Source organism: Paraburkholderia sp., from assembly GCF_036488505.1.
Classification (GTDB): Bacteria; Pseudomonadota; Gammaproteobacteria; order Burkholderiales; family Burkholderiaceae; genus Paraburkholderia.
The window spans coordinates 1-17492 of sequence record NZ_DASXHN010000492.1 but is presented as its reverse complement, the minus strand read 5'-3'; the positions used below and the strand labels follow the sequence as shown (position 1 = coordinate 17492).

16 protein-coding genes and 1 pseudogene are annotated in these 17492 nt (G+C 65.4%); 5 read left to right on the top strand and 12 right to left on the bottom strand.

Annotation, left to right across the window (positions count from 1 at the left end; all coding sequences use genetic code 11):
* The 9 genes and pseudogenes from VGH68_RS28105 to VGH68_RS28065 form a co-directional block, all read right to left on the bottom strand.
* Positions 1–492: M55 family metallopeptidase (locus VGH68_RS28105; protein ID WP_331607002.1), on the bottom strand; the 492-nt coding region annotated here is incomplete at its 3' end.
* Between the two features lie 10 nt (positions 493–502).
* Positions 503–1597, bottom strand: a complete 1095-nt coding sequence (locus tag VGH68_RS28100; RefSeq protein WP_331607001.1) for a P1 family peptidase — start codon at positions 1595–1597, stop codon at positions 503–505.
* Positions 1594–2493: a glutathione ABC transporter permease GsiD gene (gsiD, locus tag VGH68_RS28095; protein WP_414697002.1), complete on the bottom strand. Its 900-nt coding sequence runs from the start codon at positions 2491–2493 to the stop codon at positions 1594–1596. Before gsiD ends, VGH68_RS28100 begins: the two co-directional genes overlap by 4 nt.
* Before the next feature lie 13 nt (positions 2494–2506).
* Positions 2507–3427, bottom strand: coding sequence for a glutathione ABC transporter permease GsiC (gene gsiC / locus VGH68_RS28090; protein ID WP_331606999.1), 921 nt, complete (start codon positions 3425–3427; stop codon positions 2507–2509).
* Positions 3428–3551: 124 nt separating this feature from the next.
* The gene (gsiB, locus tag VGH68_RS28085; RefSeq protein ID WP_331606998.1) at positions 3552–5114 is read right to left on the bottom strand and encodes a glutathione ABC transporter substrate-binding protein GsiB; all 1563 of its coding nucleotides are present in this window, start codon (positions 5112–5114) and stop codon (positions 3552–3554) included.
* Positions 5115–5242: 128 nt separating this feature from the next.
* Positions 5243–7165, bottom strand: a complete 1923-nt coding sequence (locus VGH68_RS28080; protein ID WP_331606997.1) for a dipeptide ABC transporter ATP-binding protein — start codon at positions 7163–7165, stop codon at positions 5243–5245.
* A gap of 94 nt (positions 7166–7259) precedes the next feature.
* A complete protein-coding gene (locus VGH68_RS28075; protein WP_331606996.1) occupies positions 7260–8249 on the bottom strand; it encodes an isoaspartyl peptidase/L-asparaginase in 990 nt (329 codons plus the stop codon).
* 254 nt (positions 8250–8503) lie between these two features.
* Positions 8504–9472 (bottom strand): annotated as a pseudogene (locus VGH68_RS28070) (MurR/RpiR family transcriptional regulator); the annotation flags it as partial.
* 168 nt (positions 9473–9640) lie between these two features.
* A complete protein-coding gene (locus VGH68_RS28065) occupies positions 9641–10948 on the bottom strand; it encodes an MFS transporter (protein ID WP_331606995.1) in 1308 nt (435 codons plus the stop codon).
* A 94-nt stretch (positions 10949–11042) separates the two neighbouring features.
* Between VGH68_RS28065 and VGH68_RS28060 the strand changes: the two genes are divergently transcribed.
* Together VGH68_RS28060 and VGH68_RS28055 are read left to right on the top strand one after the other, a co-directional pair.
* Positions 11043–11771 carry a 16S rRNA pseudouridine(516) synthase gene (locus VGH68_RS28060; RefSeq protein WP_331606994.1) on the top strand — a complete coding sequence of 243 codons (729 nt, stop codon included), beginning with the start codon at positions 11043–11045 and terminating at the stop codon, positions 11769–11771.
* 158 nt (positions 11772–11929) lie between these two features.
* Complete coding sequence (locus VGH68_RS28055) at positions 11930–12118, top strand: hypothetical protein (RefSeq protein ID WP_331607003.1); 189 nt, start codon at positions 11930–11932, stop codon at positions 12116–12118.
* 249 nt (positions 12119–12367) lie between these two features.
* On the opposite strand, the gene VGH68_RS28050 is transcribed toward VGH68_RS28055, so the two are convergent.
* Entirely contained in the window at positions 12368–13465 is a 1098-nt protein-coding gene (locus VGH68_RS28050) for an NAD-binding protein (RefSeq protein WP_331606992.1), read from the bottom strand.
* A gap of 93 nt (positions 13466–13558) precedes the next feature.
* Between VGH68_RS28050 and VGH68_RS28045 the strand changes: the two genes are divergently transcribed.
* From VGH68_RS28045 to VGH68_RS28035, 3 genes are all read left to right on the top strand, one after another.
* Entirely contained in the window at positions 13559–14590 is a 1032-nt protein-coding gene (locus VGH68_RS28045; protein WP_331606991.1) for a CDP-6-deoxy-delta-3,4-glucoseen reductase, read from the top strand.
* A gap of 358 nt (positions 14591–14948) precedes the next feature.
* The gene (locus VGH68_RS28040; RefSeq protein WP_331606990.1) at positions 14949–16133 is read left to right on the top strand and encodes an acetylornithine transaminase; all 1185 of its coding nucleotides are present in this window, start codon (positions 14949–14951) and stop codon (positions 16131–16133) included.
* 15 nt (positions 16134–16148) lie between these two features.
* The gene (locus tag VGH68_RS28035; RefSeq protein WP_331606989.1) at positions 16149–16619 is read left to right on the top strand and encodes a GNAT family acetyltransferase; all 471 of its coding nucleotides are present in this window, start codon (positions 16149–16151) and stop codon (positions 16617–16619) included.
* Positions 16620–16719: 100 nt separating this feature from the next.
* On the opposite strand, the gene VGH68_RS28030 is transcribed toward VGH68_RS28035, so the two are convergent.
* Positions 16720–17436 (bottom strand): ABC transporter ATP-binding protein, encoded by a 717-nt coding sequence (locus tag VGH68_RS28030; protein WP_331606988.1) that lies wholly within the window; start codon positions 17434–17436, stop codon positions 16720–16722.
* Positions 17436–17492: hypothetical protein (locus VGH68_RS30170; protein WP_414697001.1), on the bottom strand; the 57-nt coding region annotated here is incomplete at its 5' end. The genes VGH68_RS28030 and VGH68_RS30170, both read right to left, overlap by 1 nt.

Sequence of the window (17492 nt, the reverse complement as noted above, 5' to 3'; positions counted from 1 at the left end):
CGGCGCGGTTTCTTCGGCGAAGACGTCATCGCCGGATAAAAGTGCGACCTGTGCGCCATATTCTTCCGCCAGCGCGCCATAGACGCCCGCCTCGCCGACCTCGACACCGTTCAGCGAAACGCGCGCGAAGGCAAAGCTGTTGATCGTGTGCGCGAGGATGCCGCGCGTTTGCGCCTTCGCGTGATAGCCGATCATGAAGACGAGCGCCGCGCCGTATTCGAGCCCGGCCATCATGCCGAGCGTGCGCGGCTTGCCGAGCACGACCTGCGCGCGCGGATCGAGCAGATCGGGTAGCAGGTTGCGAAAGCCACCGTGCGAATCGTTGGCCCACACGTCGGTCGCGCCGCCCGCGAACGCGCCTTCGATTGCGGCGTTGGCTTCGAGCGTCATCCAGCGGCGCGCGGCTTCGTATTCCCCGTTGCCCGCACGGGTCTGCTCAGAATGGAAGACGCCGGCCACGCCTTCGATATCGGTCGAAACGAGAACTTTCATCGCGTATTGATCAGCAGTTGGCAGTGAGCAGTTGGGCCAGGTCCGGCACGCTGTCGCGCAGCGACACGCGCCGATGGCCGTCCCGGCCTGTTACGGATTCGGCGCTCCACAACGCATCGACGATCGCCTGTTCGACGCTGTCCGCGCACGCGCGAAACAGCGGGTCCATGCAGTGATCGGCGACGAGCAGCTGCAGTGTGATGTGATCGGCGCCGTGCGGCACCGTGTACGCGGTCGAGAACGCCAGCGCGATATCGCCGCTGCCGTGCCCGTACACCGAGCCGGTGCGCGCGAGGCCGGCCGCCGCGCGCAGCGACAGGCGCTTCAGTTGACGCGCGTCGAGCGGCGCATCGGTCGCGACGATCATGATGATCGAGCCTTGTTCGGGCTTCGCGGCCGTAGCGGACGCACTCGGCTCGGCGGTTGCGGCCGCGCGTTCGGCCAGCACCCGGCCGAGCGGCGTGCCGTCGATCGTCAGCATCGGCAGACGGCCGAAGTTCGCGAGCACGAGCGCGCCAACCGTGTAATCGCGCCCCGCCGCGCTGACCACACGCGAGGCATTGCCGATCCCACCCTTCAGATCGAAGCACGACATCCCACGTCCGGCGCCGACCGCGCCGCTCGCGATATCGCTGCTCGCGGCATCGAATGCTTCGTCGAAATGGCGCGCGGTGACGGCCATTGCCTGGATATCGTTCAGATACCCATCGTTGCATTCGAACACCAGCGGATTGACCGTCGGCCATTCGCGTCCGATGCGCGGATTCGCGCGCACCGCCGCGCGGATCTGCGCCTGCGCGAGCGCGCCGACGCTGAACGTATTGGTAAGCGCGATCGGCGTCTCCAGCGTGCCGAGTTCTTCGACTTGCACGAGCCCGATGCTCTTGCCGAAGCCGTTGATGACCGACGCCGCCGCGGGCACCTTGTCGACGAACGGATCGCCCGGATGCGGACGGATCACGGTCACACCGGTTTGCAACGCGCCGTCGGCGAGCGTGCAATGGCCGACGCTCACGCCCGCGACGTCCGCGATCGAGCCCAACGCTGCGGCCGGCAACTGGCCGATATGCGGCGCGCGCAATGCAGCAGAAGCGGGCGTACTCATGGCCGGTCCAGCTTCGGATCGAGCGCGTCGCGCAGACCGTCGCCGAGCAGGTTGAAGGCGAGCACGGTCAGAAAGATCGCGAGACTCGGAAACAGCGCGATATGCGGCGCGGTCACCATATCGGCGCGCGCTTCGTTGAGCATCGCGCCCCACTCGGGGGTCGGCGGCTGCGCGCCGAGGCCGAGAAACGACAGACTCGCCGCGGTGATGATCGAGGTCCCGATGCGCATCGTCAGATACACGACCACCGACGAAATCGTGCCCGGCAGAATATGCCGCATGATGATCGTCCAGTCCGACGCGCCGATGCTGCGGGCCGCCTCGATATAGGTGAGCTGCTTGAGCATCAGCGTATTGCCGCGCACCAGCCGTGCGAATGCCGGAATACTGAAAATCGCCACCGCACAGATCACGTTGATCATGCCGTTGCCGAGAATCGCGACCACGCCGATCGCGAGCAGAATGCCGGGGAACGCGAACAGCACGTCGGCCACGCGCATCGTGATGCGATCCCACCAGCCCTCGTAGTAGCCGGCCAGCAGGCCGAAGAACGTGCCGATCACCGCGCCGATCGTGACCGACAGAAAGCCGGCCTCGAGCGAGATGCGCGAACCGGCGAGGATGCGGCTGAAAATGTCGCGCCCCAGCGAATCGACGCCGAACCAGTGCGCAGCCGACGGCCCCGCGTTCAGCGCGTCGTAGTCGAAGAAGTTCTCCGGGTCGTACGGCACGATATGCGGCGCGATGATCGCGACCACGATCAGCAGCAGCACGAACACGCCGGCAACCATCGCGACGTGCTGCTTGCGGAACTTGCGCCAGAACTCGCTCCACGGCGTGCGGATCGCGCGTTCGGCGGGCGCGGCGTTGGCCGCGTTCGGCTCGGTGGCAGTCATGCTCATGCGGGCCTCACTTGAAACGGATAGTCGGATTGATCACGGCGTACAGCACATCCACGATCAGATTGATGATGATGAATTCGAGCGAGAACAACAGCACCTCGGCCTGAATGATCGGATAGTCGCGCATCGACACCGCATCGACGAGCAGGCGCCCAAGGCCCGGCCAGTTGAACACCACCTCGACGACGATCGAGCCGCCCAGCAGAAAGCCGAACTGCAAGCCCATCATCGTGACGACGGGAATCAGCGCGTTGCGCAGGCAGTGCTTGACGATCACCAGCCGTTCCGGCACGCCCTTCGCGCGCGCGGTGCGCACGAAATCCTCGTGCATCACTTCGACGAACGACGCGCGCGTAAAGCGCGCCATCACCGCCGCGACCGCCGCGCCGAGCGTCAGCGACGGCAGCACGTAGCCGCGCCACGTGCCGTCGCCGACGATCGGCAGCCAGCCGAGTTGCACCGAGAAGATTTCCATCAGCAGCATGCCGAGCGCGAACGCCGGAAACGAAATGCCCGACACCGCGAGCGTCATCCCCAGCCGGTCGGGCCAGCGGTTGCGCCACACGGCCGAGACGATGCCGAGCGCCATCCCGAACACGACCGCCCACACCATGCTCGCAATCGTCAGCCACAGCGTCGGCATGAAGCGCTCGGCGATTTCCTCGCTCACCGGCCGCTTGCTGCGCGTCGAGGTGCCGAAGTCGCCGTGCGCCATCCGCCAGAAGAAGCGCACGAACTGCTGCGGCAGCGGTTTGTCGAGGCCGAGATCGGAGCGCACCAGCGCGACGGTCGCCTCGTCCGCTTCCGGACCGGCGGCAAGCCGCGCCGGATCACCCGGCAGCAGATGCACGAACAGGAACACCAGCACGGCGACGATAAGAAGCGTCGGCAGCAGGCCAAAAAGACGTTTGACGAGAAAGTTCAGCATGAAACCAGTCCGGCAAGGATGCGGGCGACGGAGGATCGGAGGCGGCGGCAGCCAGGCGGCGCGAAGCGCGGCTGCCGCCGCGAACGTGCGGCCCGCGCTCGCGCGAGCCGCACGTTCGAACTGATCACTTGATCGCGATTTCGTCGAAATTGAACGAGCCGTCCGGCGCGACGTAAGCACCCGACAGACGCTTGCTGCGCGCGTACACGACTTTCTCCTTGACGAGGAAAATCCACGGCGCGTCGGCCCAGATGCGCTTTTGCGCATCCGTGTACAGCGCGGCCTTCTGCGTGCGGTCGGTGGTTTCGAGCGCCTGCTTCAGATCGCTGTCGACGGTGTCGTTCTTGTAGTACGAGGTATTGACCATCTTCGGCGGGAACGAGTAGCCGGCCAGCAGCGGGCTGATTGCCCAGTCGGCTTCACCGGTCGACGACGACCAGCCCGCGTAGTACATCCGCACCGGCGCGCTCGCCGGGTCCTGCGCGCTTTCGACCCTGGCGACGCGCTGGCCCGCTTCGAGCGCTTCGACGCTGGCTTTGATGCCGACCTGCGCAAGCTGCTGCTGCACGAACTGGATCACCTTCTGCGCGGTCGAGTAGTTATACGCGGACCACAGCGTCGTTTCGAAACCGTTCGGATAGCCGGCTTCCTTCAGCAACTCGCGCGCCTTCGCCGGATCGTACGGCCACGGGCCGAGCTTGGCCGCGTAATCGACGCCCTGCGGCACCACGCCTTCGGCCGGCGTCGCATAGCCAGCGAACGCGACCTTGGTCAGCGCATCCTTGTTCACCGCGTAGTTCAGCGCTTCACGCACCTTCGGGTTGTCGAAGGGCTTCTGGTTCATGTTCATGCTGATATAGCGCTCGATGATCGACGGCGCCGCGATCAGGTCGACCTTCGGGCTCGACTGCAATTGCGCGGCCTGCTCGAACGGCACCTGGAACGCGAAGTCCGCTTCGCCGGTGCGCATCAGCGCGGCGCGCGTGTTGTTGTCGACCACCGGCTTCCAGTCGATCGCGTCGATCTTCGGGTAGCCCTTCTTCCAGTAGCCGGCGAACTTCTTCACCGTCAGGTCGCCCGCCGGGTCCCATTTCACGAGTTCGAACGGGCCGGTGCCGACCGGATGGAACGCGATGTCCTTGCCGTACTTCTTCAGCGCGTCGGGCGAGATCATCACCGCCGACGGATGCGCGAGCACGTTGACGAACGCCGAGAACGGCGCCTTCAGCGTGACGCGCACCGTGTACGGATCGACCACCTCGGTCTTCTCGATGCGGCTGAACATGTTGTAGCGCTTGAGCTTGTTCGCCGGGTCGGTCACGCGGTCGAAGTTCGCCTTGACCGCCGCCGCGTTGAAATCGGTGCCGTCCTGGAACTTCACGCCATGGCGCAACTTGATCGTGTAGACGCGCGCGTCGGCGCTCGCCTCATAGCTGTCGGCCAGCACGTTGACGAGCTTCATGTCCTTGTCGAAACCGAACAGCCCCTGGTAGAACGACTTCGCGACCGCCTGCGACAGCGTGTCATTCGCGTCGTACGGATCGAGCGTCGTGAAGGTCGACGCGACCGCCATCACGGCCGTGGTTTCGGCATGCGCGAGATTGCCCGCGAGCATCGCGAACACCACCGCGCCGCCGCTGAGCAGCGCGCGCAAACGAAACGGAGAAGACGGGACCAGCAGGTTCATGAGGTTGCTCCAGGCTGCGAGATGAAAAGGGGTTGATGGTGTAACGGGTTTGTTCTGATTGGCTTGCTTGTGCTTCTTTCCGATGCCTCTGTTGCGGGGCTTCCACTTGGGTCCTGGCTGCCTGCGACTCAATACGCGCCGCCCACGCGATGCCGCGCGACGAAATGGTCCGGTCCCACCGCAACGAGCGGCGCGACCGCCGGCTCGTCGTGCAACGCGCGGATCGGGCTGGGGATCTCATCCGCGGCGAGCATGCGCTTCGCGTGCCGGCGGGCCGGATCGGCGACCGGCACCGCGCTCATCAGCTTCTTCGTGTACGGATGCTGCGGCGCCTCGAACACCGCGCGACGCGGGCCGATCTCGACGATCTGGCCGAGATACATCACCGCGACGCGATGGCTGACACGCTCGACCACCGCCATGTCGTGCGAAATGAACAGATACGCGACGCCGAGTTCGCGCTGCAAATCGAGCATCAGATTGACGATCTGCGCCTGCACGGACACATCGAGCGCGGACACCGATTCGTCGGCGATCACCACTTTCGGATTCAATGCGAGCGCGCGTGCAATCGCGATGCGCTGGCGCTGCCCGCCGGAAAATTCATGTGGATAGCGGCGCGCGGCGTCGGCCGGCAAACCGACCTTTTCGAGCAGCCACGCCACCCGCGCCTGCGCCTGCGCACCTTGCGCGACGCGATGCACGAGCAGCGGCTCCATAATCGAGAAGCCCACGGTCAAGCGCGGATTCAGCGACGCGAACGGGTCCTGAAAAATAAACTGGATATCGCGCCGCAGCGCCTGCAACGCGGACCCTGTCAGCGCGCTGATGTCCTTGCCGCCGAATTCGATCGAGCCGCTCTGGCTTTCGACGAGGCGCAGCAGCGAGCGGCCCGTGGTCGACTTGCCGCAGCCCGATTCGCCGACGAGCGCGAGCGTTTCGCCGGGCCGCAGATCGAAGCTGACTTTCTCGACCGCATGCACGCGGCCCGTCATCCGGCCGAACAGCCCGCTGCGAACCGGAAAGCGCGTGACCAGATCGCGCACGCGCAGAATCGGCGGCGTGTCCTCGCGCACTAGCGGCTGCGCTTCTGCCGCGACCGCGGCGGCGGGTTGCACCGCGGGTTCGTCACCGCTCAGGCCGGCCTCGGCGACGCTCACAATCGGGAAGCGCGCCGGTTGGTCGGTGCCCTGCATCGAGCCCAGACGCGGCACCGCGGCGAGCAACGCCTTCGTATATGGATGCGACGGCTCGGCGAACAGCGCATCGGCCGCGCCCTCTTCCACTTTTTCGCCGCGATACATCACGAGCACGCGGTCGGCCACTTCGGCGACCACGCCCATGTCGTGCGTGATAAAGATCACGCCCATATTCATCTCGTCCTGCAAGCCGCGAATCAGTTGCAGGATCTGCGCCTGAATCGTCACGTCGAGCGCGGTGGTCGGCTCGTCGGCGATCAGCAACGCGGGCTTGCATGACAACGCCATTGCGATCATCACGCGCTGACGCATGCCACCCGACAGTTGATGCGGGAAGCGCGCAGCCACCCGTTTCGCCTCGGGAATCCGCACGAGTTCGAGCAGCCGCACGGTTTCTGCGCGCGCGGCGTCGCGGCTCTTGCCCTGATGCAGCGCGATCGCCTCGCTGATCTGATCACCGACCGTGAAGACCGGGTTCAGCGAGGTCATCGGCTCCTGGAAAATCATTGCGATGTCGGCGCCGCGAATCGTGCGCATCTTGCCGGACGACGCGTGGGCGAGATCGAGCACGCTGCCGTCGCGACGCCGGAACGCGATGCCGCCGCCCGCCACCCGTCCGCCGCCGTGCTCGATCAGCCGCATCAGCGCGAGCGACGTGACCGATTTGCCCGAGCCCGATTCACCGACGATCGCGAGCGTCTCGCCGCGCTCGACCGTCAACGACAGATTGCGCACCGCGTTGAACGTCGAGCCGCCGCGGCGGAACGCGACCGTCAGATCGTCGACCGCGAGCACGCGTTGCGGCGGCAGGGTTTCGATAAGCGGGCGGGCGGTGTGCGATGAAGTCGGCACAGTGATTCCTTTGAATTCGAACGCGGCTAACAATGGTCGAGCACAGTTCAACGAGGTTCTGGCGGCGATGCAACGGCGTACGCCGCTGGCGTGGCTAGCGATAAATCGCCGTCACCGGCGCTTCGCCAAGCCGCGCGAAACCGCGGTACATGCCTTCGGTATTGAACGGCAGCGTCACGTTGCCGCGCCCGTCGACGGCAATCAGGCCGCCGCGCCCGTCGATTTTCGGCAGACGGTTCATCACGACGTCGCGCGCGGCTTGTTCGAGCGAGATCTCCCGATAGGCCATCTGCGCGGCGACGTCATAAGCTGCGACCATGCGCATGAACATCTCGCCGGAGCCGGTGGTCGACACCGCGCAGGTCGCGTCGTCCGCGTAGCACCCCGCGCCGATCAGCGGCGTGTCGCCGACACGCCCGGCCTGCTTGTTGGTGACGCCGCCCGTTGAGGTTGCCGCGGCCACGTGACCGTGCCGATCGAGCGCAACCGCGCCGACTGTGCCGAACTTGCGATTCGGGTCGATCGGTTCGTGCGGTGTCGGCTCGCCGTTACTCGACGCCGCCGCCGCGAGCGTCGCGCCGTCGTGATCGAGCATCGGGCGCTGCTGCTCGCGCGCGATCTGCCACTGGCGGTAGCGTGCATCGGTATCGAAGTAGCTGTTATCGACGACCTCGAGACCCTGCGCGGCCGCGAACGCCTCGGCGCCCTCGCCGGTGAACAGCACGTGGTCGCTGCGCTCCAGCACGCGGCGCGCGGCCAGGATCGGATTGCGCACGCGCTTCACGCAGCAGACTGCGCCGGCATCGAGCGTGCGGCCGTCCATGATCGCGGCGTCGAGCTCGTGCGTGCCGGCCGACGTATAGACCGCGCCATGGCCCGCGTTGAAGAGCGGGCAATCCTCGAGCAGGCGCACCGCTTCGCTGACCGCGTCGAGCGCGCTGCCGCCGTCGGCGAGCACGCGTTGTCCGGCACGCAGCGCTGCGTCGAGCGCCGCGTGATAGTCGGCTTCGGCGCTGGCCGACATCGATGCGCGCAGGATCGTGCCTGCCCCGCCGTGAATAGCAATGACTGCGTTGGAGTTCATCGTTTGGAGTGTGGAGTGCGGGTCGTTCGGGTGGTGCGGGAATCTGCGGCAGCTGTGGGGGCTTTGGGTTCGGTGCGGCGAGTGCTCGTGACGTGGGCTTCGGCGCGCCTGGTTTTAGTGCCTGTTGCTTGAGTGCCTTTTGCTTCAGTGCCGTTAGCTTCAGTGCCCTTTGCCTCAGTGCCCTTTGCCTCAGTGTCCATTGCTTCAATTGCCTTTGCTTTCGCGCCCTTAGCTTCGGTGCCTTTCGCTTGAATCCGTTGCGCCTTCGCATCCTTCGGCCGTGCGCTTTTGCCCGGCGCATGCACCGGCTCGCTAGCGTTGCCGGCCGGCTTGCTTTGCGGATCGAACAGCCACGGCAGCACGAATTCGCTGACATCCGCGGCCGCTTCGACCGAGCGTTGCGCGCGATACGCGACCGCGTCGCACAGCGCCTCGATCACCGCAAGCACGGCCGAGTCGGCATTCGACGCGAGCCGCCGGTGGGCGCGGACATATAGCGCAAGGTCCGCGAACTGCGCAAGCGGCGAGTGCGGGCCGTCGGTCAGCGCGAGGACGCGCGCCCCGCGCCCGGCCGCGCGTCGCGCGAGTTCGATCGTGTCTTCGACGTAACGGGGAAACGCGATACCGATCACCAGATCGCCGTCGTTCGAGCGCACCAGATGCCGCGCCGCATGCGACGGGCCGCCGCTCACCGCCAGCGAGCGCACGTAGTCGTGATACGGAAGCAGGCCGTGCTCCATCAGCCCCGCGAGAAACGCGCTCGCGCCAAAACCGACGACGAACACGCGGCGCGCGGCGATGATCGCGTCAACGGCGGCGTCGGCCGTGGCGCGGTCGATCGACGTGCGTGTCGCGTGCAGATTGTCGGCGGCCTGCTCGAGCGACGCATCGACCAGATCGTCGCCGGCCGCGGGCGATTCCTGCGCGCTGCGCAGCCGCTCGACCGGCGCGAGCGTCGCCTCGAAGCCGCGTACCAGCGCTTCACGAAACTGCGGATAGCCGTCGAAGCCAAGGGCGCGCGCGAAGCGGTTCGCGCTCGCGACCGACGCGCCGACCGCGCTTGCCAGCTCGTCGATCCGCATCGTCGCCGCGCGAAACAGATTGGCCAGCACATAGTCGCCCATGCGCCGGTGAATCGGCGTGAGGGTCGGCATGGCCGCGACGATGCGCGCGGCAATCGCCTGCTCGGCGGGATTCGAAACAGCGGACGGGTGATGGATCATGCAGGCGGACGGGCGCGGTCGCTCTGTTCGAAATGAATGAAAGTATATTTACATGGAACTCGTCCAGGAAAAAATTCATTTTCATGCGTTGAGGGTTTTCACGGACAAAGCACCGTCAATGAAGGGGCTTTGACATTCGCACGGCGCCGCGTCAATGAAAATAAATTTTCAACGACGCGGTTTGCGGCACGCCGCGACGTCCGCTTCGGCGCCCAACTCCGGGATACGCACGAGCAGCGCCGCCGGCGACATGACAATGATCAGCGCCTGCACGACGAACGCGAGCGCCGCCGCGACCAGGCATGCGTCGACGTTCCAGCGCGCGCTCAGCACCGCGCCGAGCAGCGCACCCACCGGCCGCGCGCCGTAGGTGGCGGTACTGATCAGCGCTGACACGCGGCCCATCATCCGCTCGGGCGTGATCGCCTGACGCAGCGTCGTCGAGCCGACGACCCACAGGATCGGCCCAGCGCCGAGCAAAAAGAAACTCGCGAGCGCGAGCCAGAACGACGGGACGGCGAGCGTCGCCACCATCACCAGCGACGCAAGCAGACCGCACACGGGTCCAATCGTCAGCAGGCGGCCGAACGCGACACGCCGCGCGATCGCGGGCGCGGCGAGCGCGCCGCATACCATGCCGACGCCGTACGCGCCGAGCGTCACCCCGACCGCCGACGCGCCGAGCCCCAACCGATGCACCGCGTACGGCACATACACCGCCTGCAGGATAAAGAAGCCGAGATTGAAGAACACGGCGGTCGCGAGAATCGGCAGCAGCAACGGATCGCGCAGCACGAAGCGCGTGCCGTCGCGCAACTCGAGCATGAAATGACGGGGTGGCGTCGCCGCGCGCGGCGGCTCGCGCAAGCCCGCGAGCAACCCGACCGCCAGCGCGGAGAACGCCGCCGCGCCGCCATACGCCCAGCCCGCGCCGATCCAGCCGACCAGCAAGCCGCCCAGCGCCGGGCCCGCCGAATACGCGACGCTGCGCGCGAGTTCGAGCCGGCCGTTGGCGATTGCATAGGCTTCGCGCGGCACGATCGATGGCACCAGCGACGGCGCGGCAACGTTGTACGCGACCGTGCCGGTCGCGGCGATGAAACCCAGCGCTGCCAGCAGTGGCAGGCTCAGCGCGTGCGTCAGCACGAGCAGCAATACGCCCAGCATCGCGAACACGCGCACGCTTTCGGCGAGTGTCATCAGCACGCGGCGCGAGCGGCGGTCGGCCCATACGCCGAGCGGGATGGACAGCAGCAGGAACGGCAGCGTCTGCGCGGTTTGCAGCAGACCGGTGCCGCGCGCGCTCGCGCCCAGCGCGAACACCGCGACCAGCGGCGCGGCGGCGAGGCTGATCTGCTCGGCCAATTGCGCGCACAGATTCGACCAGGCAAGGCGATGAAATGCGCCGGGCAAAATGGCGGCGGCCGCGGACGAAGAACGCGCAGATGAAGAAGACGATGATGGCGTGGCGGACATCGATGAACTCCCGGAATCGAACGTGAGGTGTTCATCGTCGACGCTTACGCGTCGCGGGGCGCTCCGCTTCTTGCGGTGTTATTCTTCGCTCGCCATGAATCTCGAAAGCATCCTCTTTACCCAGGGTTTCGGCTCGCGCCGGCAATGCCGCGCGCTGATCGGCGATGCGCGCGTTGCTATCGATGGCACCGTGTGCACCGATGCCGACGCCGATTTCCCGATCACCGGCGAGACCTTTCGCTTTAGCGTCGACGGCGTCGAATGGCCGTATCGCGAGCACGCGTATCTGCTGCTGAACAAGCCCGCCGGCTACGAATGCTCGCGCGATCCGCAGCATCATCCGAGCGTGTTCACTCTGTTGCCGCCGCAGTTCGCCGAGCGCGGCGTGCAGTGCGTCGGCCGTCTCGATCAGGACACCACCGGCCTGCTGCTGCTCTCCGACGACGGCAAGTTCGTGCATCAGTTCACGTCGCCCAAGCGCAAGGTGCCGAAGCTGTATGTGGCGACCACGCGCCATCCGCTCGACGACACCCAACTCGGCGCGTTGCGCGACGGCGTGTTGCTGCACGGCGACAGCAAATCGAGCGCCGCGCTCGACGCGCAGGCGCGCGATACCCACACGCTCGCGCTGACCGTGCTCGAAGGCAAATACCATCAGGTCAAACGGATGATCGCGGCCGCCGGCAACCGTTGCGAGGCGCTGCATCGCGAGCGCATCGGCGGCCTCGCGTTGCCCGCGACGCTCGCGCCGGGCGCATGGCAATGGCTCGACGAAGCCGGCCTTAACGCGCTACGCGGCGCCGCGGGGCGGGTAAACATCTAGCGGGCCAATAGTCACGCCATAAGCCATTGATGCGCCGGGAAAAGGCGGCGCGTTGTGCTTGCGTCGCCCACCGCGCGTTGCGTCGCAGCATGCTGTTCGTCACCTGTCGCCCTATACTCGTTGAAACAACGACTACAAAAGTTTCAAGGAGGGGCGCCATGCATATCGACGGCACGATTACGATCTCGCAGGCGATGATTGCGTTTATCTTTTTTGCGCTGCTGCTGGTCGGCGGCTCACTGGTCGTCATGCGGCTGCGGCACAGGTACCAACCGAACCTGATCGGCGCTTTGATTGGCGCGATGCTGTGTTTCCTGCTGCTCGAAATGCTGCCGTCACTGACCTGACACGGCACCCACCGGTGGACCGCTAACGCTGTCAGCTTGCGCGGTCCATTGATGCGGCGCGGCGGATGCGCGTTGTTCGGTCGAGCGATGCTTGGTGGCGCGGATTTTTGCGCCGCTTTCATGCCTTCGCCGCCTATATGCCTTCGCCGCCTTCAGGCCTGCGCCGCGTTACCGTTCCCCCCGTGCTTGTGGCTTCCGGCTGACCGGGCCTCGGCTGCTTGGCGGCTTGCGTTGTCCGGCGCACAAGCGCTAGCCGCCCGCCTTCGCGATTTCGCTCAGGAAACTCGCCACGTTCGGATAGCGCAGACGCACGCGCAACTCCTCCTTCAAACGCCGGTTCACGAGCCGTCGCGATTCGCGCATGAACGACAGCAAAGTCGGATCGATCTGCGCCTGCGCCTGCGCACGTGTGATGCGCGGCGCGCGCGCAACGCCGAACGTATCGGCGACCGCGTCGAAGTACGCGCCCATTTTCAGCGACGAGTCGTCACACGCGTGGATCGCGCGCGCGGGCCGCCCATGCGTCGCGAGGCGCACGAGAATCGCGGCGAGATCGTCGGCGTGGATGTGGTTGGTGTAGACGTCGTCGGCTTCCGCGAGCGCGGGTGTGCGTCGTTCCAGCCGCGCGAGCGGCAGACGATTGCGCGCATAGATGCCCGGAATGCGCGCGATGCTCGCGCTCACGCTGCCGCGTGCGGTCGCGCGCCGCAATTGAGACTCCGCCGATACGCGCCGCTTCGCGCGTGCGTTGGCCGGCCGCCGCGCGCGTGTTTCGTCGATCCACGCACCGCCGCAGTCGCCGTAGATGCCCGTCGTACTGGCATAGACGATCCGCGTAGGCGCGCGCGAAGCGGCGGTCCGGCGTACCCCGTCGGGTACAATATCGGGTGTTTCAGCGTCCAGATATGAAGCCCAGGTGCGGCGGATTCGCCCGATCGGCGTGACCGCCGGCACCGCTGCGAAAACGGCCCTCCGGCGCGCGGCAGCCGTTCTGATGCGAGGAGTGACACGAGGTGCGAGGCCAGCTGTGGCGCGCGTCGAATGCGGCCTCGCGAGTGTCGCGAGCAGCGCGCGCGTGCGCCGGTCGTCGTCGCCGGACTTCTGCGGCGGAGCGAGATGCAGCACCGTCGGCGCGAGACCCGCAAGCCGTTTGAGGCTGTGCGGGTCGTCGAGATCGCCGCGCAGCGGCGTGACACCCGCGGCGCGCAACTCGGCACAACGCGCGGCATGGCTCGTCAATGCAAAGACATGCGCGCGCGGCCGCAACAGACGCACGCAGCGCATGCCGACGTCGCCGCATCCTACGATCAGCACGCGCGGCCGGCGGAAGTTTCGTGTCGCTTTCATGGTGGACGCATTGTAGCCGTCACACGCAACAGGTACCGCGCGCTCAAGCCGCCGGGTCCGCTAACGATTTTCGTTTTTGATTTCGCACACTCTATGGCATTTAACGTCACGCTCCGGCAAAGCGGCCGGCAGTTTCAGGTAGAACAGGACGAACCGGTGCTGTCCGCCGCGCTGCGTCAAGGCGTCGGCCTGCCGTACGGCTGCAAGAACGGCGCATGCGGTTCATGCAAGGGCACCATCGTGAGCGGCGAGATCGAGCAGCGCGCGCATTCGTCGTCGGCGCTGTCGAACGACGAGAAGACGCGTGGCATGGCGCTGCTGTGCTGCGCGAGCGCATGCTCCGATCTCGAAGTGGACATCCGCGAAGTGGCCGGCGTCGGCGACGTGCAGGTCAAGAAGCTGCCGTGCCGGGTCAGCTCGATCGAGCGCAAGGCAGACGACGTGGTGGTCGTCAGGCTGCAGCTGCCGGCCAACGAACGTCTGCAATATCTGGCCGGCCAATACCTCGAATTCATCCTGAAGGACGGCAAGCGCCGCAGCTATTCGATGGCGAACGCGCCGCACGTCGAAGGTCCGATCGAGCTGCATATCCGCCATATGCCCGGCGGCGCATTCACCGACCACGTGTTCGCGACGATGAAGGAACGCGACATCCTGCGTTTCGAAGCACCGCTCGGCACCTTCTTCCTGCGTGAAGACTCCGACAAGCCGATCGTGCTGCTCGCGTCCGGCACCGGGTTCGCGCCGCTGAAGGCAATCGTCGAGCACGCGGTGTTCAAGAACATCACGCGGCCGATCACGTTTTACTGGGGCGCGCGCCGCAAGAAAGACTTGTATCTGCTCGAACTCGCCGAACAATGGGCACGCGAGATTCCGAACTTCAAGTTCGTGCCGGTGCTCTCCGAGCCCGACGCGGGCGACGCGTGGACGGGTCGCACGGGCTTCGTGCACCGCGCAGTGATCGAAGATCTGCCCGATCTGTCGGGCTATCAGGTGTACGCGTGCGGCGCACCGGTCATGGTCGAATCGGCGGTGCGCGATTTTACGCAGCACCATGGCCTGCCCGAAGACGAGTTTTACGCGGACTCGTTCACCAGTGCGGCCGATCTCGCAAACGCAGTCTGATCCGCTGCGAACGAACGGCCCGCGTAAAACGCGCGGGCTGGGCAGGCTGAACGTGTCAGCATCGAGACAGCGCGAGAAATCTGCGTCGATGCAAATTCATGGTTTACATCGGCGCTTTCCTTGTCGTATTCTTTCGCGCATGAACCGCATCCAATCCGAACTCCGACGTCGCCGCTCGCCGCTCCCATAGGGGCGCCGCTGGCTTCGTCACGGATTCGCGCCGCACAAGGCGCAAGCTGTTCGAATCATGAAAGCCACGGCATGCCGTGGCTTTTCTGTTTTTCCGGCCGCATTTTGGTGGGCCACCCCGTCATTGATCCTTTACCTGCTTTCACCCCTTTGCCTGGAGTCTGCCGTCATGAATTTCAATGAATATCCGATCGAGTCGCTGATGTACATCACCAACCGGCCCGAAATCGTTTTCACGCACGGCAAGGGCTCGTGGATTTACGACAACAACGGCAAGCGCTATCTGGATTTCATTCAGGGCTGGGCGGTCAACAGTCTCGGTCACTGCAACGACGGGATGATCGACGCGCTGAACACCCAGGCGAAACTGCTGATCAACCCGTCGCCGGCGTTCTACAACCAGCCGATGGCGAAGCTCGCGGGCCTGCTCACGCAGCACAGCTGCTTCGACAAGGTGTTCCTCGCGAACAGCGGCGCCGAGGCGAACGAAGGCGCGATCAAGCTCGCGCGCAAGTGGGGCAAGAAGTTCAAGGACGGCGCGTTCGAGATCATCACGTTCGATCACAGCTTCCACGGCCGTACGCTCGCGACGATGTCGGCGAGCGGCAAGCCGGGCTGGGACACCATCTACGCGCCGCAAGTGCCCGGCTTCCCGAAGGCGGATCTGAACGACATCGCGTCGGTCGAGAAACTGATCAACGCGAAGACCGTCGCCGTGATGCTCGAACCGATTCAGGGCGAAGGCGGGGTGATTCCGGCGTCGCGTGAATTCATGCAGCAACTGCGCGAGTTGACGAAGAAGCACAACCTGCTGCTGATCGTCGATGAAGTGCAAAGCGGGTGCGGCCGCGCGGGCACACTGTTCGCGTATCAACTGTCCGGCATCGAGCCGGACATCATGACGCTCGGCAAGGGGATCGGCGGCGGCGTGCCGCTCGCGGCGCTGCTGTCGAAGGCCGACGTCGCGGTGTTCGAAGCAGGCGACCAGGGTGGTACTTACAACGGCAATCCGTTGATGACCGCGGTCGGCTATTCGGTGATCTCGCAACTGACGGCGCCGGGCTTCCTCGAAGGCGTGCAGGCGCGCGGCGAATATCTGCGCACGAAGCTGCTCGAGCTGTCGGCAGAGCGCGGTTTCGAAGGCGAGCGCGGCGAAGGTCTGCTGCGCGCGTTGCTGCTCGGCAAGGACATCGGCAACCAGATCGTCGAGAAGGCGCGCGAGATGCAACCGGACGGCCTGCTGCTGAACGCGGCGCGCCCCAACCTGCTGCGCTTCATGCCGGCGCTAAACGTGACGAACGAAGAGATCGACCAGATGCTGGCGATGCTCCGTTCGGTGCTCGACTCGCTGTAATCAAACGGAGCGCCGATGACGACGAACACGCCACTATCGATCCGCCGCTTCGACGCGAGCGACACCGATGCCGTGGTCGCGCTGTGGCAGCAGGCTTTTCCCGAGTATCGGGACCTGACCAGGCCGCAGCGCAATCCGCATCTGTCGATCGCGAACAAGCTCGCGACACAACCCGAGCTGTTCTTCGTCGCGGTGCTCGACGGACGCATCGTCGGCACGGTGATGGGCGGCTACGATGGGCACCGCGGCTGGCTCTATTCGCTCGCGGTCGATGAGTCGGTGCGGCGTCACGGCATCGGTACGCGGCTCGTCGCGCAGGTGGAAAACGCGCTGACCGCGCTGGGCTGTCCGAAGCTGAATCTGCAGGTGCTGTCCGCGAAGGCCGATATCCGGGCGTTTTACGAGGCACTCGGTTATCGCGCCGATGCGGTGATCAGTCTCGGCAAGCGGCTCGGCGAATTCGCGGCTGCTGCGCCGGCCGGTTGACGTATCGAACGCCGTTGAATGGAAAAGGCCGCATGCGCTTGCATGCGGCCTTTTTTTCAGTGGTACGGCGAAGCTCGTAAGCTAGCGTTATCCGCTCAACTTATTCACCCAGATATGCCGCCCGCACCTTCGGGTCATCGAGCATCTGCTTCGCGTCACCCGACATCGTGACCAGACCGGAATCCATCACGTAGCCGCGATTCGCCGCCTGCAGCGCGAGACGCGCGTTCTGTTCCACCAGCAGCACGGTCATGCCTTCGGACGAAATCAGACGCACCACTTCGAAGATCTTCTCGACCATGATCGGTGACAGACCCATCGACGGTTCGTCGAGCAGCAGCAATTTCGGACGCGAGATGATCGCGCGCGCCATCGCCAGCATCTGCTGCTCACCGCCCGACAGGGTGCCCGCGAACTGCGCGGCGCGCTCCTTCAGACGCGGGAAGAAGCCGAACATGCGCTCGACGTCCGCCTTGATCGCGTCGGTATCGTTGCGCAGATACGCACCCATCTGCATGTTCTCGACGATCGACATGCGTGAGAAAATCCCGCGGCCTTCCGGCACCATCGCGAGACCGCGCTTGAGCAGCTCGTGCGCCGGGATGCCCTTGATCGACTCACCCATGTACTCGATATCGCCTGCCGAATACGGCTTCAGACCCGTGATCGCCTTCATCGTCGTGGTCTTGCCTGCGCCGTTCGCGCCGATCAGCGTGACCAGTTCGCCCTGCGCAACTTCGAGATCGATACCCTTGACTGCCTGTATGCCGCCGTAATTGACCTGCAGGCCCTTGATTTTCAACATTGCCGTTGCCATTAGTGGACCCCCGCACCCAGATAAGCTTCGATCACCTTCGGATCCTTCTGTACGTC